The sequence below is a fragment of the Butyricimonas sp. Marseille-P3923 genome (genome assembly GCF_900184685.1).
GTDB classification, from domain to species: domain Bacteria; phylum Bacteroidota; class Bacteroidia; order Bacteroidales; family Marinifilaceae; genus Butyricimonas; species Butyricimonas muris.
The window spans coordinates 1-20,500 of sequence record NZ_FXXL01000007.1 but is presented as its reverse complement, the minus strand read 5'-3'; the positions used below and the strand labels follow the sequence as shown (position 1 = coordinate 20,500).

General features: G+C 46.1%; 16 protein-coding genes and 2 rRNA genes. 7 read left to right on the top strand and 11 right to left on the bottom strand.

Annotated features, from left to right (window positions below):
* Nucleotide 1: 1 nt before the first annotated feature.
* Both CS948_RS11575 and CS948_RS11570 read left to right on the top strand, forming a co-directional pair.
* Complete coding sequence (locus CS948_RS11575; protein WP_099291903.1) at nt 2-703, top strand: FKBP-type peptidyl-prolyl cis-trans isomerase; 702 nt, start codon at nt 2-4, stop codon at nt 701-703.
* Nucleotides 704-773: 70 nt separating this feature from the next.
* On the top strand, nt 774-1,148 hold the full coding sequence (locus CS948_RS11570; protein WP_099291902.1) for a DUF3127 domain-containing protein: 375 nt from the start codon (nt 774-776) through the stop codon (nt 1,146-1,148).
* 37 nt (nt 1,149-1,185) lie between these two features.
* On the opposite strand, the gene menA is transcribed toward CS948_RS11570, so the two are convergent.
* From menA to CS948_RS11555, 3 genes are read right to left on the bottom strand one after another with little or no spacing between them, the layout of a single operon-like run.
* A complete protein-coding gene (gene menA / locus CS948_RS11565) occupies nt 1,186-2,106 on the bottom strand; it encodes a 1,4-dihydroxy-2-naphthoate octaprenyltransferase (RefSeq protein ID WP_227217722.1) in 921 nt (306 codons plus the stop codon).
* A gap of 43 nt (nt 2,107-2,149) precedes the next feature.
* Nucleotides 2,150-2,986: a S1 RNA-binding domain-containing protein gene (locus CS948_RS11560; RefSeq protein WP_099291900.1), complete on the bottom strand. Its 837-nt coding sequence runs from the start codon at nt 2,984-2,986 to the stop codon at nt 2,150-2,152.
* A gap of 48 nt (nt 2,987-3,034) precedes the next feature.
* Complete coding sequence (locus tag CS948_RS11555) at nt 3,035-3,949, bottom strand: AraC family transcriptional regulator (protein ID WP_099291899.1); 915 nt, start codon at nt 3,947-3,949, stop codon at nt 3,035-3,037.
* Nucleotides 3,950-4,345: 396 nt separating this feature from the next.
* On the opposite strand from CS948_RS11555, the gene CS948_RS11550 reads away from it, so the two are divergent.
* The 3 genes from CS948_RS11550 to CS948_RS11540 are packed head-to-tail and all read left to right on the top strand — an operon-like array spanning nt 4,346 to nt 9,728.
* Nucleotides 4,346-5,377, top strand: a complete 1,032-nt coding sequence (locus CS948_RS11550) for an efflux RND transporter periplasmic adaptor subunit (RefSeq protein WP_099294443.1) — start codon at nt 4,346-4,348, stop codon at nt 5,375-5,377.
* Nucleotides 5,377-8,451 carry an efflux RND transporter permease subunit gene (locus CS948_RS11545; protein WP_099291898.1) on the top strand — a complete coding sequence of 1,025 codons (3,075 nt, stop codon included), beginning with the start codon at nt 5,377-5,379 and terminating at the stop codon, nt 8,449-8,451. The genes CS948_RS11550 and CS948_RS11545 overlap by 1 nt, the downstream gene beginning before the upstream one ends.
* Nucleotides 8,448-9,728, top strand: a complete 1,281-nt coding sequence (locus tag CS948_RS11540) for a TolC family protein (protein WP_255301978.1) — start codon at nt 8,448-8,450, stop codon at nt 9,726-9,728. Before CS948_RS11545 ends, CS948_RS11540 begins: the two co-directional genes overlap by 4 nt.
* A 125-nt stretch (nt 9,729-9,853) precedes the next feature.
* Here CS948_RS11540 and CS948_RS11535 read toward each other — a convergent pair whose 3' ends face one another.
* The 3 genes from CS948_RS11535 to mazG form a co-directional block, all read right to left on the bottom strand.
* On the bottom strand, nt 9,854-13,084 hold the full coding sequence (locus CS948_RS11535; protein WP_099294439.1) for an FAD-dependent oxidoreductase: 3,231 nt from the start codon (nt 13,082-13,084) through the stop codon (nt 9,854-9,856).
* Nucleotides 13,085-13,190: 106 nt separating this feature from the next.
* Entirely contained in the window at nt 13,191-13,541 is a 351-nt protein-coding gene (locus CS948_RS11530; RefSeq protein WP_099291897.1) for a hypothetical protein, read from the bottom strand.
* A gap of 152 nt (nt 13,542-13,693) precedes the next feature.
* Nucleotides 13,694-14,491 carry a nucleoside triphosphate pyrophosphohydrolase gene (gene mazG, locus CS948_RS11525; RefSeq protein ID WP_099291896.1) on the bottom strand — a complete coding sequence of 266 codons (798 nt, stop codon included), beginning with the start codon at nt 14,489-14,491 and terminating at the stop codon, nt 13,694-13,696.
* Between the two features lie 103 nt (nt 14,492-14,594).
* On the opposite strand from mazG, the gene CS948_RS11520 reads away from it, so the two are divergent.
* The gene (locus CS948_RS11520; protein ID WP_099291895.1) at nt 14,595-15,542 is read left to right on the top strand and encodes a PhoH family protein; all 948 of its coding nucleotides are present in this window, start codon (nt 14,595-14,597) and stop codon (nt 15,540-15,542) included.
* A gap of 20 nt (nt 15,543-15,562) precedes the next feature.
* On the top strand, nt 15,563-16,513 hold the full coding sequence (locus CS948_RS11515) for a phosphoribosylaminoimidazolesuccinocarboxamide synthase (protein WP_099291894.1): 951 nt from the start codon (nt 15,563-15,565) through the stop codon (nt 16,511-16,513).
* 29 nt (nt 16,514-16,542) lie between these two features.
* On the opposite strand, the gene CS948_RS11510 is transcribed toward CS948_RS11515, so the two are convergent.
* The 5 genes from CS948_RS11510 to CS948_RS11490 all read right to left on the bottom strand — a co-directional run.
* Nucleotides 16,543-18,135 carry a S8 family serine peptidase gene (locus CS948_RS11510; protein ID WP_176555033.1) on the bottom strand — a complete coding sequence of 531 codons (1,593 nt, stop codon included), beginning with the start codon at nt 18,133-18,135 and terminating at the stop codon, nt 16,543-16,545.
* A 55-nt stretch (nt 18,136-18,190) separates the two neighbouring features.
* On the bottom strand, nt 18,191-18,664 hold the full coding sequence (locus CS948_RS11505; protein WP_099294437.1) for a low molecular weight protein-tyrosine-phosphatase: 474 nt from the start codon (nt 18,662-18,664) through the stop codon (nt 18,191-18,193).
* A gap of 146 nt (nt 18,665-18,810) precedes the next feature.
* A complete protein-coding gene (ftsY, locus tag CS948_RS11500; RefSeq protein WP_099291892.1) occupies nt 18,811-19,761 on the bottom strand; it encodes a signal recognition particle-docking protein FtsY in 951 nt (316 codons plus the stop codon).
* 143 nt (nt 19,762-19,904) lie between these two features.
* Nucleotides 19,905-20,015, bottom strand: a 5S ribosomal RNA gene (rrf, locus tag CS948_RS11495).
* Nucleotides 20,016-20,279: 264 nt separating this feature from the next.
* Nucleotides 20,280-20,500: ribosomal RNA gene (locus tag CS948_RS11490) — 23S ribosomal RNA — on the bottom strand; the annotation flags it as partial.

The following is a 20,500-nucleotide window of genomic DNA, read 5'->3' as shown; positions in this document are numbered from 1 at the left end:
TATGAACGCAAAAAATTTATTTTTTACTTTGGCAATAGCCACTTTAGGCTTATCCAGCTGCTGCAATTCCAATACCCAAACCAGTGTTTCCATGAAAACCGAAAAAGACACGGCTAGTTTCTACATGGGATGCTTCTACGGGAAAAATATGACACAAAGCGGTATGGAAGATTTGGATATGAATGCCGTTATTGCCGGGATGAATGCCGCTCTTCAAAAGAAAGATATTCCCAATGACATGGAAATCCGCATGTTCTTGAATAAATACGCTCAAAAAGCGATGATGGCTAAAGCGGAAAAAACATTGAAAGAGGGAGAAAAATTCTTGGAAGAAAACGCTAAAAAAAGTGGTGTAAAAACTACCGAAAGCGGTTTGCAATACAAGATCGAGAAAGAAGGTACAGGACCCATGCCTGCTGATACCAGCGTGGTGAAAGTACATTATAAAGGAACCTTACTTGACGGAACCCAATTCGATTCCTCGTATGACAGAGGCGAACCCGCTGAATTCCCCTTGAACCGCGTGATCAAAGGTTGGACGGAAGCATTACAATTGATGCCCGTGGGATCAAAATGGACACTTTACATCCCGTCAAACTTGGCTTACGGACCTCAAGGCACCAGAAGCGGTATCGGACCGAATGAAACGTTGATTTTCGAGGTTGAACTACTTGAGATCGTAGACCCGAACGCACAAAAATAATTTATCTATTTGATATATAAACAGCTAACAAGCCCAAGGTTTCTTGGGCTTGTTCTTAATCAAAATAAAAATGAATTACGAAGTTACCGGTAAACTAATTTACAAAGAAGCCACCCAAAAGATCAGCGATCGTTTCCAGAAGAGAGAATTCGTGATAGAAGTTGAAAACGAGAAAAATCCGCAATGGAACGACTTCGTGAAAGTTCAACTAATCCAAGACAGATGCGATTTACTGGAAAACATCCAGTTGGAAGAAAATATTAAAGTGTATTTCAACCTGCGCGGTAGAAAATGGGAAAACAACGGACAAGTTTCCTATTTCACAAACCTCGAAGGTTGGAGAATAGAAAAAATACAGGAACAAGCAGCAGCAGGAGCTCCGGTTCCCGAATACCGGGTAGAGGACATCCCTCCCATGCCGGAAGCGGACGATCTGCCGTTCTAAGAAAAAAGCTAACCGAATTGGTTAGCTTTTTTCTTTATTATTTGCCAATAATCTGTCCGAATCCCAATAACAAGGTAAGTAATAAAGTGGTAATAGAAAGAAATTTCAACTGTGAATCCAACTCACGCCCCTCCCCCCTGTACACATTTTTCAAATGAATACCTAACAAGGGCAAGGCTATAACAAAAAGGTATGCCGTCCACCCGGCAGGATGCAGGAACGTGTAAATAAACAGACAGGCTACAGCTGCAAGAATCAAGACGTAGTGATACATTTTAGCTCTTTTCACTCCAAGTATCACGGGTAAAGTACGTTTTCCACAAGCTGAATCATTCTCGATATCCCGGATATTATTCATATTCAACACTCCGGCAGATAGTAAACCGATAGCCGAAGCGGGAAACACGTATATCCATGGTAAGACTCCCGCCATGGCAAAATAACTTCCCATCACGCTGACCAACCCGAAAAAGATAAACACGAAAAGATCACCTAGTCCCCTGTAACCGTACGCGTTATCTCCAACGGTATATTTAATTGCCGCCACGATAGAAGCACCTCCGGCGACAAACAAACTGATACTCTTCCAATTCAGTAAATCCCGAAATGCCTCGTGAATCAATAAACTCCCGGTAATCACGGCTATTCCCCCGACAACAATCATTGCCCGAATCATCTCTCTCCCGCTTAAAGCTCCGCTTTGCGCACTTCGGATAGGCCCCAGACGATGCTCGTTATCCGTCCCCTTGCTCAAGTCCCCGACTTCATTTGCTAAATTTGACAGTATTTGCAAAGCGGTAGCAGTCAACATCACCCACGCGAAAGTACTTGTCTTAAAGTACCCGTCACTCGCCGCCAACAACGATCCCAACAGCACGCCGGACAAGGATAGCGGCAATGTTCTCAACCGAAAACTTGTAATATACGCCCGAACCTTAAACATGATTTTAGATTCCACAAAAAACACTTTTAATCGTAAATCATAAATCGTAATTCATAAATTATTTTAGTTTCAGTTCCTTCTCCCCGATCATCACTTTATGTTGCTTGAACAATCCCCCGACGGCTTTCTTGTAATTTTTCTTGCTACAACCGAAAAGTTGATAAATCTCCGCCGGATCGCTTTTATCGGACACTTGAAGTACTCCGCCATTCTCTTCCAGTTTCTTCAAGATTATCGCTGACAAACGATCGACCTGCTCGTGCCCGTCATTTTTCTGCAATATACAGTCGATCTTACCGTCTTCCCGAACTTGCTTGATATATCCCGTCACGTGTTGTCCGATAGACAAGGGTTGGAATATCTCGTTCCGGTAAATAACAGCTTCATGGCTTCCGTTCACGATCACGTTATATCCTAAATCCGTTCGGCGGGCAATGATCAACTGCACTTCCTCGCCGGGTTTATAATCTGCCGGAGTTTTATCCAGAAACCGGTTCAATCGTGTCGAAGCCACGATACGATCCGTCGTCTTATCCACGTACACGTAGACCAGATACTCTCTTCCCATTTGCATTTCTTCCCGTTGTTCACGGAACGGCACCAATAAATCCTTGCGTAATCCCCAGTCGAGAAAAGCACCCACACGGCTGGTCCCCACGACTTTCATCAAGGCAAAATCCCCCACGACGGCTTTAGGCTCCGTCATCGTGGCAATCACCCGATCTTCCGAATCAAAGTAAATAAATACCTTCAACTCGTCCCCCTCCTTGCACTCGGCGGGGGCTGTTTCTTTCGGTAATAAAATCTCGCCCCAGTAATCTCCACCATCCAGATACACCCCGAAATCAACCGTCTTCACGACTCGCAATATATTATATTCTCCTAACTTTATCATATTCTGTAATTTTGCTGCAAAGATAAGGAGAATATCGCTAAATAAATATTATTTCTGCATTTTATACACGGTCGGCGACACTCCCGCCTGCTTTTTAAAATACTTCCCGAAAAACGATTGATCCGAAAAGTTCAAGTAATAAGCGATCTGTTGGACGCTCATATCCGAATATTTAAGCAAAGCCTTAGCCTCCAACACCACGTACTCGTCAATCCAGTCAGCAGCCGAACGACCGCTGACTTTCTTGATCAACGTCGTCAAGTACTTGGGGGTCAAGTTCAATTTGGAGGCGTAGAAACCGACGGAACGCTCGGACTTGTAATGCTGCATAAGCAAAGAGATAAACATCTTGAAATATTCCTCCCCGTGATTCAGACTCATCCGGTTGGCGGACAATTGAGCCAAGAAAAAATCTATAAAGATATTCAATATTTTATAGGCGAGCGAATGAATAAGTGCCTTCACCATATCGTGATAATAAGGCTTGGCGGATGAATGAACGATCTCCAAGGCAGCCTTATCCAGCAAATCTTTTATAAACGTACTTTCGTCTTGAGGTAGATCTATTAAAACCATTTCCTGCATGTACGGGTAGTATGGAAGAATCCGTTTCACGTCGATGTTCAGGTTTTTCAAGAACTCCTCCTCGAGAATAATAACTTGCAACTGGCAGGCTGTATATGATTTCAATTGAATGATAGCGCCGGAATGACAGAAGAACAAGGTATTCTTTTTGATCTCGCAGGAATTCAAATTACACGTCAATGATATTTCCCCCTCCGAACAAATGACCAGAATAAAGGCATTGATTTTACACGGGTATTTGAACAGCTCGATTTCCTTCCCCGGGTCGCAGGAAATAATAAAACACTCCCGGTTATACACGGCTCCCACTTGACTCAAATCATTCATCGCGAACAATTTCTCCAAAGAGAAACTGCCAAAACGCTCTTGTTCCATCATTCAATTCTTTTTCTGACAAAAATAACAGATTTATTCAAAGAACCGGAACAAACCCGACAAAAATACCACGGCAAACGCATCAAAACGCTTTTTGCCCGGTTCATAAAGTTGAGCTTTCAGCTCCTAAAGTTTATAAAGTTCATAAAGTAACGGGCGTCCTTCGGACAAGGTTTACCGGCAGCCATGCTGCCGTGGACAAAGCGCCCGCTAGGGTCCATAAACCTTATGAACTTTATAGACTTTATAGACTTTATAAACTTTTGACTAAAAGGGCGAAAAGCGTTTTGACGCATTCGCACTGACAAAAAGACAAATAGACCAATCAAGACATAAAAACGACCTTTATAATGCGAAAGTAAAAGAAGATTTTTGTACCGGAAATTAAACGAAAAAATCATGAAACAACTCATCAGACGAACCTCACGATGCTACCTGCTTGTCATTATCATCGTTTTCACGGGCTGTTCAACACGAAAAGCCCCTACAAGTGTAACCCCTAAAAAAGTAACGACAGAAATCGTTACCCGTTCCGAAAATATCGTGCAACGCTCTTACGTGGGCGTGATAGAAGAGGAAGCCGGTGCCGCTATCAGTTTCGGGATAGCCGGAAAAATAGAAAAGATACATGTACGGGAAGGAGAACCCGTGCGCAAAGGGCAACTTCTGGCACAACTGGACGACGCTTCCGCCCGCGATCTTCTGGATGCAGCTTCCGCCACGCTGGAGCAAGCCAAAGACGCGCATTCCCGTTTAAAACAAATGTACGACGGGGAGAGCCTTCCAGAAATAAAGATGGTAGAGATAAACACCAAACTACAACAGGCTCGATCGACGTACAACATCGCCCGCAAGAACTATGACGATTGCATGATTTACGCACCTTTTGACGGGGTAGTCGGGAAAAAAAACTTATCAGCGGGAGAAACCGCAATCCCCGGACAACCTGTCTTGACGCTGGTGCAAATCAACCAAGTGAAAGCCAAATTTACCGTATCCGAAATGGAAATATCGAACTTGACTCCCGCCTGCCATTCCTGTATACGGGTGGCAGCATTAAATAACCGGATATACGAGGGCGGCAACTTGGAAAAAGGAGTCGTGGCTAATCCCGTGACACGCACCTATGATGCCCGTGTCGTACTCGCGAATCCGGACAAAGAACTATTACCGGGCATGGTATGCTCCGTCACCGTGACGCCGGGTAGCGATACCCGAATAACACTCCCGTTGACAGCCGTGCAACGGGATGCCCGAGGACAACTGTTCGTGTGGAAAGTCGCAGCCGACAGCACTGCCTTCCGCGCACCGGTGACAACCGCGGCAACCGCGGGCAACCGTATAGCGATCACCAAAGGGCTGACACCGGGAGAACGCGTGATTACCGAGGGATATCAAAAAATAAGTGAAGGCAATAAAATCATATTCTAATGAAAAAGAAATTTAATTTTGTTCATTGGACCATGGTGAATTACCGGATCTCCATGCTGATCGTTATCCTCATGTTTATTTTCGGAATCCTCGGGATCAACCGGATGCCTAAACAGGAATTTCCGGAATTTACCGTCCGGCAGGGCGTCGTGGTCGGGGTATACCCGGGTGCATCCGTCAATGAGGTGGAAGAACAATTGACCAAACCGCTGGAACGTTTTCTATTCACTTACAAAGAAGTAAAACGGGCTAAAACGATCTCCACGTCCCAACACGGGATGTGCTACATCATGGTAGAACTGAACGACAACGTGAATAACAAAGACGAAGTCTGGTCTAAAATCAAACACGGACTCTCCCTGTTCAAGTCGCAATTGCCCTCGGGAGTAGTGGCTGTCATTGCCAACGACGATTTCGGGGATACTTCCGCCCTGCTGATCGCTGTCGAATCCGACAAACGCTCTTACCGAGAATTACAAATCTATACAGACGAACTGGGTGACCGGCTACGGCAGGTAGAATCCGTTTCAAATATCCGTTCATACGGTGCCATAAAAGAACAGATCACCATTTACACGGATCAGGAACGTATGGCAGTGTACGGTATCAACGAAAAGTTATTATCGGGCATCCTGTTTTCGCAAGGCTTCACGACAAGCGGCGGTTCTGTTGAAAACGAGGAAATAAATATACCTTTGCACATCTCTCCCGCCTTGTGTAGCGAAGAAGAGACAGCAAACCAGATTATCTATTCTGACCTGCGCAACAACGTGGTACGGATAAAAGATATTGCCCGTGTCACGCGGGAATACGATATGTCGGAAAGTTACATCAAAAACAACGGACATCCCTGTGTCATTCTATCCCTCGAAATGCGCAGCGGGTATGATATCGTGGAATACGGCAGAAACGTGGACAAAGTACTTGATGATTACCGGGAACACGTGCTGCCCGCCGACGTGTCCATCAGCCGTATCGCCGATCAGGCAAAAGTGGTCGGGGACTCCGTCTCCTCGTTCCTGCACGAGTTGATCATTGCCATGATTATCATTATTCTCGTGATGATGATTCTATTTCCATTCCGTTCCGCGCTCGTCGCCGCAATTACAATACCCTTTGCAACTTTTATTTCCGTGGGAATCATGTATTTGTGCGGCATACCACTCAACACGGTGACTCTCGCCGCACTTATCGTGGTGCTGGGAATGATTGTTGACGACTCCATTGTCATCATCGACGGTTATCTGGACTACCTCAATAAAGGATATTCACGCTGGTACGCCGCTATCACGAGTGCCAACCGGTATTTCCTGCCGATGCTGTTAGCCACGGCATGTATCTGTGCTATATTCTTCCCCATACTATTCACGCTGACCGGTCAGATAGGGGACTTTGTCACCTATTTCCCTTGGACAATCACGATTAATCTTATGGTTTCACTCGTGCTTGCCGTGACGATCATTCCGTTATTAAACACGTGGATTATCCGGAAAAGATACATCAAAACCGACAAGAAAAGACTCACGGATCATGTACAGAGACTTTATGAACGTATTCTGGGATGGACATTCCGTCACCCGTGGTTGACTATCGGTTCGGGAATCGCCTCTGTCCTTGTTGCAATAATGATCGTTCCCCTACTGCAATATCGTATGTTTCCCGTTGCCGATCGGGATCAGTTTGCCGTGGAGATCTATCTGGCTGAAGGTACTCCTTTGTCCCGCACGGAACAGGTGGCAGACTCGGTCTACGCTCTATTGAAAGAAGACGGGCGGGTTACTTCCATCACCTCTTTTATCGGTTGCTCCTCCCCGCGTTTCCAAACGTCATATGCGCCGCAGATGCCGGCAAAAAACTACGCTCAATTCATCGTGAACACGACTTCCATTGAAGATACCGAAGATATTTTGGATAAATACACGAACCGGTATGCCGATCTATTCCCCGATGCCCACGTGAAATTCAAACAACTGGATTTCCAACTGGTTCCGGAACTGGAATTCCGGTTCCAAGGGGAAAATATCGACTCTCTGCATCGTGCTGCCGACCTGTTGATGTCCCGCATGCGCCTCATGCCGGAATTGGCTCGCATCTACACGAACTACGACGTACCCCGTCCGGTAATGGAAATCACACTCGATCCGGTTGCCGCATCACAACTCGGGCTTACCCGTACCGCGATGGCTCTCAACTTGTCGATAGCAACCACCGGAATTCCAGTCGGTTCCGTTTGGGAAGGAGATTACGCCCTCCCGGTCATCATGAAAAATGCCCGCAAAGACAGCTTGACGGCACAAAACATCAAGGATCTTTATCTCCCGGCAACGACCTCCCCAACCTCCGTTCCCGTGCGGCAAATCGCAGATGTAAAACCCGCGTGGCACGAGAGTAAAATCGTCCACCGCAACGGGATGCGCTGTCTTTCCGTGATAGCCGATTTACGCAGGGGAGAAAACACACTGGAGACCCTGTCCAAAATAAACAAGATGATTGACGGGGAATTGCAGGGGCAATTCCCGGCAGGCCTGTCCCCGGAAGTTGGCGGGGAATACGAATACGACATGGAAACACTCCCGCCCATCATGTCCGGTCTGGGGATAGCGATGGTCATTATATTCTTCTTTATTCTAACCAGCTTCAGGAAATTCGGGATTACCGCCGTTGCCATGCTCGCCATGTCGTTATGCCTGTTCGGCGCCATGATAGGACTATGGATTGCCGGGAAGACGATTAGTATCACTTCCGTGTTCGGTTTCATCACCCTGCTGGGAATGATCGTGCGAAATGTCATACTCATGTACCAGCACGCGGACGACCGCCGCGTAAATCACCGGGAAACAGCACGGGAAGCCGCTTACGACGCGGGCAAACGCCGTATGGTTCCCATTTTCTTGACAACGGCAACGACAGCCGTGGGAGTTATCCCGATGATCTTCAGCAACAGTACGTTCTGGACGCCTGTCGGTGTCACGATCTTTGCCGGGGGTATCGGTTCGCTGCTGCTGGTAATCACGATTCTCCCCGTGGTATATTGGAAACTCTATTCAAAAAACGATAAACGATTGAAATCATGAAACATATTTACCTTTTCCTGTTTTGTATAGTATTCCTGCCTTTCATCACACGTGGACAGGTGTATACGCTGGAAGAATGTCTGGCGGCAGCCCTAGAAAAGAACAATAGCATCAAGAACAGCTTGTTGGAAGTTGAAATGGCTCGCCAAACCCGTAAAGAGGCTTTCACCTTTTACTTCCCGCAAGTATCGGCCTCGGGTATGGTATTTCAAGGCAGCGAGAAATTATTACAAGCCGATCTCGATCTGTTCGGTCTGGCGGAAATTCCCCTGTCTTTCATAAAAAAAGGGGCATTCGCGACAGCCACTGCCGTACAACCCGTTTTTGCCGGATTACAGATCATCAACGGCAACAAGCTGGCAAAACTGGGCGAAGAAGTCCGTGTTTTGCAACATCGCTTGACCGAAAATGAAGTGAAACAAAAAACCACCGAATACTACTGGCTGATTGCCACGTTAAACAATCATCATTCCACGCTTGACGTGGTAGACAAATTGCTGGCGGAGATTTACCGTCAAGTAGAATTGGCCGTAAAAACCGGACTCACTACCCGTAATGATTTGTTACGGGTTGAACTCCGGCAACAGGAAATAGCCAGCCAACGCCTAAAAGTTGAAAATGGGCTGCGTGTCACCAAAATGGTATTGGCACAATATATCGGGGCTGATTTCACGTCATTTGATATCGCCACGAGTGAATTTACCCAACCTGAATCACCCCTTAATTATTATATCACCCCCCAAGATGCCGTACAACAAAGGATCGAATACCTGTTGGCACAGAAGAACGTGGATGCCCAAGGGTATCAAGTCCGGATGGAACGAAGCAAACATCTTCCGAAGGTAGGCGTCGGCGTGGGACACATCTATTACAACATCATGAAAAAAGACGTGAACACGGAACTCGCTTTCGCCAGCGTATCCGTCCCGATCTCTTCATGGTGGGGCGGCTCGCACGTGATAAAAAAAGCCCGCATAAAAAAAGAACAGGCAGAGAATGATCGTAAAAACGCAGAAGAATTACTCGCCGTAGAGATCGAACAATTGTGGAGCGAACTCACGGAAGCCTACGCACAAATCGAACTGGCACGCAAATCCATCGCATCCTCGACCGAGAACCTGCGATTGAACAAACAACATTTCAATGCCGGAGCATCCTCGTTAAGTGACTTACTAACCGCAGAAACACTGTACACGGAAAGTTGCAACAACTACACGTCCGCCTGTGCCGACTACCAAACAAAGCTATCCAACTACTTGACACATACCAGACCATGAAATTTGCCTTCAGCAAAGTTGCAGGTTGCATTTGCCTGCGGCAAGTTGCAAGTTACTTTTCTAGCGTTTTAGACTGTATTCCAGCACCTCCTCTGTTTATAGAGGAGGTGGTGTCACCCTCATCCTTATTTAAATGCTTTCTCCGATAATCCCGGACCATTCAGTTTCAACTTGTCAAAATATTCCGGTACCGGGCGTCCCATTAACTTATCGACATACATCTTGGCAAGATATTGCGACAGCATGAACCCATGTCCTCTCATTCCAACGAACAATCCCAATTCGGGATCAATGATATAACGGGGTTCCGTGTAATAACCGGACCACGTGGCTTGTATACTCACACCCGCCAACTTAGGCATCCAGTCCACGAAGAACTCACTGATAATCTCTATAAACTCCTTCGTGTTTAAGATCAGATTCTTGTCCGTCCGCAAGGCATCCACCCGCGGGGAAGCACATCCGATAATTTGTCCCGTGTGTACCAATTGTTGCCCGTACACGGCAGAGAATCCCTTGTACTCCTGACGGTCAATCAACATATCCAAACTATCGCCGTTCTTGCCCAACATCGGCAGACGGCGGGTAATAAACGCTTGGTGGCGCACGGGATACAATCCGGCGTGCATACCCAATCCCTCGCATATCTTCCCCGCTCCCGCACCCAAGGCGTTCACGAATACATCCGTGCGAAATTCCACGTATTTCTTATCATGCGTCAGCACCAGAATACAGTATGTCGATCCCTCTTTCATCACTTCGAGCACCTTGCAATCCTCCGCTACACGACCTCCGGCGTGGATACCCATGTTGCGAATCAAATCGACCACCTTACCCGGCGTCGCCTGCCAACAATCATTCGTGATCAAAGCCCCGAGATAACGTTTGGATTTCGTGTCAAAATAAGGAGAAATTTCTTTCTGGAAATTCTTCGGTTCGACCATATAGGCATCCGACCAAGCACGGCTGGCATCCAAAGCGTTGAAGGTAGCCTCGTCATGTGCCAGATTAATATATCGTGTTGTCTTGTAGTCAATATTGGAAAGTCCTTGCAACTCCTTAAATATCGCGTGATTATGCTCTGCAATTTCTGCCAGCTCCGGCAACGAGAATGCCGTCCGGCCTCCGCCGATGTTTCTCCACGAGGACCCCCTGTCCGCGTTCACGAGCACGGGATTCACCCCCGCCTCTGCCATATAACGGAACAAAGCGCTACCCGCGATCCCCCCTCCGGCAATCAAAGCACCCACTTCAACTTTCTTGAAATCGGAACGATTGGCAACCCGGTATTCTTCCCCTCGCTTCGGCGGGTATAATTCACCAAGGTTCAATTGATTCGACAACGGGGCTCTCGGTGTGGCATCTCCCACGACTTCGATTCCTTTTGCCCTCAAAGCCGTTTTCAAACGAGGGATACAACGTTTGCCGCGGCACGGTCCCATCCCCAAACGAGTCGTGTGCTTGATCTCGTCGATAGAAATAAAGGTACGATCGCCCACGATCTGCATTACGTCGTCCAACATCACATCGTCACAATGGCAAATAAAAGTAGCACCCTTCTCGTCTTTCAGCAAAGGCTCCAATTCCAGACATTCCGGGTAATTCTCTTTCACCACGAAACCTCTTACTTTCACCAGCTCTTCACCGTGAATATCCAACGCTTTCACCCGCGCGATATTCGTCTTGTTCGGTTTATGCAACACTTTCTCGACGATACCTTCTCCCAACTTCTCCCCGTAATTGTTCACGAGATAAACCGTTTCTTTTTCTTTTACCTCGTACTCGATCGGCAGGAACAAACTGTCTTTCCGCAAGTCGTAACCGAATATGGCCAAACCCGGACACTGGTAAACACATTCCATACAACCGATACACTTATCGTAATCCACGTGCGGAACCGTTGAAGTAGAACTCTTCGTGATTGCCCCGTGCGGACACGCGAATGAACAAGGATTACAAGCAAAACCGTACAGGCAATCCATTTGCACGAAACCTCTCTTCTTCATACGCTCCGCGTCCGGCAGACGGGGAGCCTCCAGTATCCGGACCGGATGTTGTTGCGAGTCGATATATTCTTTGGACAAGACCAAATAATCATCATAACTCACCCGGGTACCCATATCCAACATGATCTCCGCGGCAGCCTGTTTCCCGCGTAACACGGCACTCGTTCCCTCGCCGATACGCACGGCATCCCCCGCCGCGTAACAACGTTCGCCAAACACGGCACGCCCTTTCGTCAACAATTGATTGTCAGGAATCAATCCCGTGCATATATTAATCACATCAATACCTTCCAGTATCTTTTCCGTACCCGGTACCGCTTTAAAATTCTCGCACTCGGCAATAACCGCACCCTTGATTCCGGTATGATCTTCATTCGGAATAGCCTTCAACAACATGTGCGAAGTCATGATCGGGATAGCCAAACGACGTACCCGGTTCGCCTGCACGGGGAATCCACCCTCTTTCGGCATCGCCTCAATGATCGCCTTCACGTGGGCACCCGCCTGCATCAACTGGTAAGAAGTCAGATACCCGATATTACCGGCTCCCACGGTCAACACGTTCTTACCCAACAACGTCAATTCATTGTTCATCATTTTCTGAACCACCGCTGCCGTGTACACACCCGGAAGGTCGTCATTCTCGAAAGCGGGCATAAACGGAACCGCACCCGTGGCAACCACCAGATAGTCGGCATCCACGAAAAAGACGGTATCCGTGTCCAGATTCTTCACGGCAATCCGCTTTCCCTCCAGCACATCCCATACCGTGGAATTCAAATATATACCCTCCATACTCTCCCCCGCCAAAGTTTTGGCTATATCGAAACCGCGCATGCCGCCAAACCGCTTCTCTTTCTCGAAAAAGAAAAACTGGTGCGTCTGCATATTAAACTGTCCCCCGATCTTGTCGTTATTATCGATCACGATGTTATCCACACCGTATTTATTGAACTCTTCCCGCACGGCTAAGCCCGCCGGACCGGCACCAACGATAACGACCGTGGTGCGAAGTATTTTCCGGGTATCCTGCCCGTGCGCGTCACAACGTTCGGGCATTTCCCCCTGTGCAAGCTCCCTCACCTCTTTCACCCCATCCACCTTCGTCACGCAAATACGCCGCACCTTGCCGTCTACCAGCATTTCACAAGCACCGCATTTACCGATACCACAAGCTAACGAACGTCCGCGCCCGTCAATGCTATGGCTATGCACGGGATAACCCGCTTGATGCAACGCAGCCGCGATAGTATAACCACTTTCTCCCTCTATTTTTTTTCCGTTAAAAGTGAAAACCACTTTATCCCGCTTCGGTACATCCAGAATTGGATGCGAATTAATTTTCGACATAAGTATATTATTAGTTAGGTTATTAGATTCTTCTGCAATATAGAATATCGAACAAAAAAAAAAGCTGACTTTTGTCAGCTTTTCCAATTTATTGTTTTTTTAACATCTAATTCTTCTCTCGCGCGAACGTAAATTTACCCTCGATACCCTGTCCGTCCTTGCTCAGACCGACAATTGTATCATCATCCACGAGTACCCCGAACCAACTGTCCAACTCGTAATCGATCTCGTGTTCGGAATGAATAATATCAAATTCCTCGGCATCCAGCTTTACCTTATGCCCCTCCAACGACCCGATCAAAAACTCTTGAAGCATATACGCTTCATCATCATTCAATTTGTCCGTAAAAATAATCCTACCGGACAGCTCATCTCCTTCCTGTTTCAAGAATAATTCTCCCTCGGCCACACCGTAACCGTAATCCTCCTTGTATTTCCACTTACCCGTTAAATCCACCTTATTAATTTTAGATTTTAAATTTTAGATTCCAGCCACACGAAGCCGATACTCATTCAAAGATTTCATGATTTCCGATTCCAGATTAAATGCTCCCCACCGAACCATGCTTTTTTTTAATCGTAAATCGTAATTCATAAATCGTGAATTAATTAATTTCTAACCGCTTCTTGTCTTTTCGCTTCATTCCAATACACGTCCATTTCCTCCAATGTCATATCATTCAGCTTCTTTCCGGCAGCATTTGCCTGTTCTTCCACGTAAGAGAAACGACGAATAAACTTCCGGTTCGCTTTTTCCAAAGCATCTTCGGGATTAATCCCGTACAAACGTCCGGCATTAATCATCGCGAACAAGAAATCCCCGAATTCCTCCTCCATGTGTTCTTGGTCAGCCTTCGCGACCTCTACTTCCAACTCCCCGAGTTCCTCCCGTACTTTAAGCCACACGTCTTCTTTTTGATGCCAATCGAACCCCACGCCTCTCACCTTATCTTGTATTCGATAAGCCTTCACCAATGCCGGAAGTGCATCCGGTACTCCTTCCAACACCTTATGATGCCGTCCTTTTTCTTTCAATTTCAACTGTTCCCAATTGCGGGTAACATCATCCGCGTTCTCCACTTTCACCTCGCCATAGATATGAGGGTGCCGGTAACGTAACTTCTCACAAATTTCCTCCAACACCCCGGTTATGTCAAACTCTCCCCTCTCCTCCCCTATCAAAGCATAAAAAGCAATATGCATGATTAAATCCCCCAACTCCTTTTTCACCTCCTGCATATCCCCTTTCACGATCGCGTCACCTAACTCATACACTTCCTCCACGGTCAGCGTCCGCAACGACTCCAACGTCTGTTTATGATCCCAAGGACATTTCTCCCGCAAGGTATACATGATATCCAGTAACTCGGCGAAAGCCTCTTTTTGCTTGCTAAAATCCTTCTCCATGACTAACTCTACGTTAATGAAAAAATTTCAATTCTCAACTTTCAATTTTCAATAGTTTTCCCTACTTTGCACCTGCAAAAATAAGCTATTTATTTTAAGTTTCATGATAGAGAAAAGAATTAGTATTGGAAACATTGATCCTATTGACTTTTACGGCATTAACAACGCAAAATTCATCACGTTAAAAGAATTTTTCCCGAAATTGAAGCTCACCGCCCGCGGAGATGAAATCATAATTCAAGGCGAAGAGAATGATATTGACGTGCTCGTTGCCAAAATTAATGCCCTTCTGGAACATTATAATAAATACAATATGCTCACGATAGCAAACCTCAAAAGGATCATCCTCGAGGACGATATCGTGGAAGATCCCGAAGACCCGGCGTCGATTATCGTCTTCGGGAATAACGGGAAAACCATACGGGCCAGAACCCCCAACCAACGTAAATTAGTCGATCTGGCGAAAATGAATGATTTACTTTTCGCCACGGGACCCGCCGGATCGGGAAAAACCTACACGGCAATAGCCCTAGCGGTCAAAGCCCTGCGAAACAAAGAGGTAAAACGCATCATACTCAGCCGTCCTGCCGTGGAAGCGGGGGAAAGTCTGGGATTCTTACCGGGTGACATGAAAGAGAAAGTAGACCCGTACCTGCAACCCTTGTACGATGCCCTTTCCGACATGATTCCTCCCAAGAAACTTACGGAATATCTGGAAACGGAAATTATCCAAATCGCCCCGTTGGCATACATGAGAGGACGCACCTTGAACGATGCGTTCGTCATCCTCGACGAGGCACAGAACACGACCAAAAATCAATTGAAAATGTTCCTTACCCGCATGGGTATTAACGCGAAGTTTGTTATCACCGGCGACATGAGCCAGATAGACTTACCCAAACGCGGTGATTCGGGACTCATACATGCGTTTAAATTACTGCAAGGCATCAGAGGGATCGCCTTCGTTGAGTTTGATAATAATGATATCGTGCGCCATCGGCTGGTAAAGGATATTGTCAACGCGTATAATAACGAAGAAAAAACTAAATAACGGATCTTAAAGCAAATAACATGGAAGCGATTGTAAAAACAAATTTCAAATTTCCGAAACAGAAAGATGAATACGTCGGTAAAGTACGCGACGTGTATAACATCAACGACGAATACCTCGTTATGCTGGTATCCGACAGAATTTCCGCTTTCGACGTGGTACTCCCGAAAGGAATACCTTACAAGGGACAAATCTTAAATCAAATTGCTGCAAAATTTCTGGACGCAACGGCTGACATCGTGCCGAACTGGAAAATTGCAACCCCCGATCCGATGGTAACCGTCGGTCACAAATGTGAACCTTTCAAGGTGGAAATGGTTATCCGCGGTTATTTGGCAGGAAGTGCATGGAGAGAATACAAAGCAGGAAACAGAACGCTTTGCGGGCTGCCTTTACCCGAGGGTATGGTAGAGAACCAGAAGTTTCCCACCCCGCTTGTCACTCCTACCACGAAAGCTATGGAAGGACACGACGAGAATATTTCAAAAGAAGAAATCATCGCTTCCGGCTTAGTTAGTAAAGAAGACTACGAGGCCATCGAAAAATACACGATTGCCCTATTCCAAAGAGGTACGGAAATTGCTGCGAAAATGGGATTGATACTGGTTGATACCAAATACGAATTCGGTAAAAAAGACGGAAAGATTTACTTGATCGACGAAATACATACGCCCGACTCTTCCCGTTATTTCTATGCTGACGGCTACGAGGAACGCCTTGCCAAAGGTGAAAAACAACGCCAGTTATCCAAAGAATTTGTACGCGAATGGTTAATGGATAACGGTTTCCAAGGGAAAGCAGGACAGCAAGTACCCGAAATGACACCCGAGGTTGTAAACAACATTACCGAACGTTACATCGAATTGTACGAGCATATCACCGGAACAAAATTCGAGAAGGCTGAGAACAACAACGTTCTTGCGCGTATCGAAAAGAACGTGAACGACTGCTTGGCAACACTGCTAAAATAATAAATAAACCCGCCTTCCGGCGGGTTTATTTATTTTATCTCTTCTGCCAATTTCATTGCCTTATACCCGTTCAACATCCCTCCGCTAATACTCATATCGCTGAATTTTATCGACTGCTTGCCGAACTTGCAAACTTGATCACTAGGCGTCACCGTTTTCATTAGCACCTCTTTCACCTGTGCCGCGGTCAGACGAGGGTAATACATCCGAATAAGAGCCGCCACTCCCGCGCATACCGGGGATGCCATACTTGTTCCCGACTCTTGACTATATTTTCCATAAGGAACTTGACTATATATACTATGTCCGGGTGCGAACAAATCAACAGTCTTTTTCCCGTAATTGGAAAAACTCACGAACTTATTATTTGCATCCTCTGCCCTTAAGTTAGAGCCATGCGCACCGACACATATATAACAAGCCTGTGTTTCCGGCTTTGAGGGACGCAAGGGGTAAACATTCACTTGATCCGTATTCCTGCCATTATTCCCGGCAGCACGAACAATCAAAACATCATGGGCGGCGGCATAATCCATAGCCTCTTCTATCCACTTCTGTGTTTTACCGAGAGCCGTGTATTTCCCGAAACTCATGTTTATCACCTTAGCCCCGTTATCCACGGCATACCGTATAGCTAAAGCAATATCCTTATCCTCCTCGTCGCCTCCCGGCGGTACGACTTGCAACAACATAATCCGTACCCCTTGGGCAATACCGTACACTCCCGATTCGGGTTCCGTTACCCCACCGATAGTAGAAGCGACATGAGTACCATGCTTACTGCTCGAAGCGAGAGGAAAATAAGGATTACCGTACTTCCGGTCATTAATATTATACGGATCGTCCCCGATCTCTTTACGAATATCAAAAGCTATCGTGAATAACTCCTCGGCATTCTTTATGTTATGCAAGAGTTGTTTCTCTTTAGAAAGAATCTTTTCTACCGTATCCGGTTCTGTCCGAGGTAACTTTCCGGCTCTAAACAATTCAAACCTTTCTTCCTCCGTCAACACCGGCTCCGCCGCCTTTTTAGCCAAATGCTCCTTATAAGCCTGTTTAAACCAAGCTTGTTTCTTTATCTGTTTAATCTCCTTCAACTCCTCTTGAGCCTCGATACTCTTTCGTTCGTACTCGACCTCTCTGATTCCGTAGGTTTTATGCAACGTCACGAATAAATCCCTCTCTTCCGGGGACATCTTTTTCATATTCCCTCTATAAGTCTTCAGCAACCAGCTATATGTCCGCAATTCTTCGGGCACACCGCGTGATAAGGATTTTCCATCCCGCGTACCCATAAAATTCCAACCGTGGATATCATCCGCGTACCCGTTACGATCGTCATCTTTCCCGTTTCCGGGAATCTCCCCGGGATTACGCCATAACACGGGAGCCAACATTTGGGCTGTCGTGTCAAAACCCGAATCTATCACCGCGACAATCAAAGGTACAGGCTTCTTACCCGATAACAACTCTTTGTAAATACGGTGTACCCCCGTACCGAACATACTGTCTTGCTCTACATCCCGCAAAAACCAATCTAAAGGATATTTCTCCCGCTGTGCCATACTTATTTCCGGCAGTACGAAGAGAAGTAAGAACACCAACATTTTCATTTTCTTCATCATTCCGTTTTAAAAAATTATCTTGATATTCCCCAATACCTCTTTTATCTCCTTTTCAATCTTTCAACTGTTCCAATAATCCCTCCACGGCATCTTCCAGTAAATCCAATACCAATTCAAACCCCGCAGCCCCACCATAATAAGGATCCGGTACACTATCCCGGTAAGAGAAACGCCGACAGAAATCCGTCATTTTATAAATCTTTCCTCTCTCTTCTTCCGTAGTTGCCATACGTCGCAAATCCCGCACGTTCTGGTCATCCATTCCGATAATCATATCAAAATTCTCAAAATCCGCATCAGGATAAAACTTTCGGGATAAACTGGTCAACTCGTATCCCCGGCGGATAGCATGTGCCTGCATCCGTTCATCTGCCGGATCACCCGAATGATAACCGCTAATCCCGGCCGAATCAATATAAAATTGATCCTCCTGTCCCCGTTTCGCCACGTAATGCTTCATAATCGCCTCCGCACTGGGAGAGCGACATATATTTCCCAAGCAAATAAATAATATTTTTTTCTTCATAGTAAAATAGTCCGTAAAGTCTATAAGGTCCGTAAAGTCACAAGTGTCCTTCGGACAATATTTATCGGTAACATAAGCTGCCGTAAACAAAGCGCCCGCAGTGTCCATTGACTTATGGACGTTATAACTTTATGAACCTTACAGACTCAATTAAATAGAGAATCCACGAATTCTTCCCGGTTGAACACCTGCAAATCGTCTATCTTTTCTCCAATACCTATATATTTCACCGGAATCTTGAATTGATCCGAAATACCTATCACCACTCCACCTTTTGCAGTACCGTCCAATTTGGTAATCGCTAAAGCGTTCACCTCCGTTGCCAGAGTAAACTGCTTCGCCTGCTCGTAGGCATTTTGTCCGGTAGAACCATCAAGAACAAGTAATATTTCATGAGGTGCATCAGGAATAACCTTCTGCATCACTTTCTTGATCTTGGTCAATTCGTTCATCAAATTAATTTTATTATGGAGTCTTCCGGCCGTATCAATCAACACGACATCAGCATTCTCTGCCTTGGCCTTACTTAACGTATCAAATGCCACAGATGCAGGGTCTGCACCCATTCCCTGTTTCACGATAGGCACTCCTACTCGTTCCGCCCAAATCACCAGTTGATCGACCGCCGCGGCTCTAAAAGTATCTGCAGCTCCCAACACAACCGATTTTCCGGCTTCTTTAAACTTATGAGCCAACTTTCCTATTGTCGTCGTTTTCCCGACGCCATTCACACCAACTACCATGATCACGTATGGTCCGTGTCCCTCGGGTAAACTCAAAGAATCATAATCTGTCGAATTATTTTCTTTCAATAAATCGACTATTTCTTCTTTCAACACCCGATTCAACTCATCCGTGCCGATATACTTGTCGCGCTGTACTCTTTTTTCTATTCTCTCTATTACACGAAGAGTAGTATCCACCCCCACGTCAGAGGAAATTAACACCTCTTCCAAATTATCCAGTACTTCGTCATCAACCTTTGATTTTCCGACAATTACCCTGGATAGCTTCTTGAATACACTTTCTTTCGTTTTCTCTAACCCTTTATCAAGGCTCTCTTTCTTGTTCTTATTAAATAAACCGAATAATGCCATTTTCACATAAATTGATTCAGAGCACTAAGGTAGAAAAATAAATTGAGAATGTAGAATTTACAATTGAAAATTGAAAAAATCGAAAATGGAATACCATTTACACCATAAAAAAAGAGCGACTCGTTTGAATCGCCCTTCTCTAAATCTGGCATCGACCTACTCTCCCACCTCTCGGCAGTACCATCGGCGCTAACGGGCTTAACTTCTCTGTTCGGGATGGGAAGAGGTGGATCACCGTCGCTATAGACACCGTTTAATAAAATTGAAAGTTGAAAATTGAAAATTGAAAATTATTCCCAATCATCACTATCTCCAAGCTTCCGTCACTCCATCGTGGCGCTCCCGCCACAGTGACAATATCTTTTAAAGTTCATCATTTTTACACGCATCGAAAATCTAACGTCGGTTCTTCAAAAATGGTGACATTTCATCATTTTCAATTCTCGACTTTCAATTTTCAATTGCCATTGTCATCTTGACAATGGCACGGAACGTTAAACGTATCATCTAACCCGCCGAACGTCAACTCTCGGGTGATTAGTACCACTCGGCTTTGCCGTCACCGGCTTTACACCTGTGGCCTATCAACGTCGTCGTCTACAACGACCCTGAAAGGAGATCTCATCTTGAGGCAGGCTTCGCGCTTAGATGCTTTCAGCGCTTATCCCGTCCGCGCGTGGCTACCCGGCCGTACGACTGGCGTCATAACCGGTTCACTAGCGGCGCGTCCAACCCGGTC

Bases quoted from the DNA above. Each gene is read 5' to 3' on its own strand.
- CS948_RS11575 (WP_099291903.1), top strand. From the start codon at position 2: ATGAACGCAAAAAATTTATTTTTTACTTTGGCAATAGCCACTTTAGGC.
- CS948_RS11570 (WP_099291902.1), top strand. From the start codon at position 774: ATGAATTACGAAGTTACCGGTAAACTAATTTACAAAGAAGCCACCCAA.
- CS948_RS11560 (WP_099291900.1), bottom strand. From the start codon at position 2,986: ATGATAAAGTTAGGAGAATATAATATATTGCGAGTCGTGAAGACGGTT.
- CS948_RS11555 (WP_099291899.1), bottom strand. From the start codon at position 3,949: ATGATGGAACAAGAGCGTTTTGGCAGTTTCTCTTTGGAGAAATTGTTC.
- CS948_RS11550 (WP_099294443.1), top strand. From the start codon at position 4,346: ATGAAACAACTCATCAGACGAACCTCACGATGCTACCTGCTTGTCATT.
- CS948_RS11545 (WP_099291898.1), top strand. From the start codon at position 5,377: ATGAAAAAGAAATTTAATTTTGTTCATTGGACCATGGTGAATTACCGG.
- CS948_RS11540 (WP_255301978.1), top strand. From the start codon at position 8,448: ATGAAACATATTTACCTTTTCCTGTTTTGTATAGTATTCCTGCCTTTC.
- CS948_RS11535 (WP_099294439.1), bottom strand. From the start codon at position 13,084: ATGTCGAAAATTAATTCGCATCCAATTCTGGATGTACCGAAGCGGGAT.
- mazG (WP_099291896.1), bottom strand. From the start codon at position 14,491: ATGGAGAAGGATTTTAGCAAGCAAAAAGAGGCTTTCGCCGAGTTACTG.
- CS948_RS11520 (WP_099291895.1), top strand. From the start codon at position 14,595: ATGATAGAGAAAAGAATTAGTATTGGAAACATTGATCCTATTGACTTT.
- CS948_RS11515 (WP_099291894.1), top strand. From the start codon at position 15,563: ATGGAAGCGATTGTAAAAACAAATTTCAAATTTCCGAAACAGAAAGAT.
- CS948_RS11510 (WP_176555033.1), bottom strand. From the start codon at position 18,135: ATGAAGAAAATGAAAATGTTGGTGTTCTTACTTCTCTTCGTACTGCCG.
- CS948_RS11505 (WP_099294437.1), bottom strand. From the start codon at position 18,664: ATGAAGAAAAAAATATTATTTATTTGCTTGGGAAATATATGTCGCTCT.
- ftsY (WP_099291892.1), bottom strand. From the start codon at position 19,761: ATGGCATTATTCGGTTTATTTAATAAGAACAAGAAAGAGAGCCTTGAT.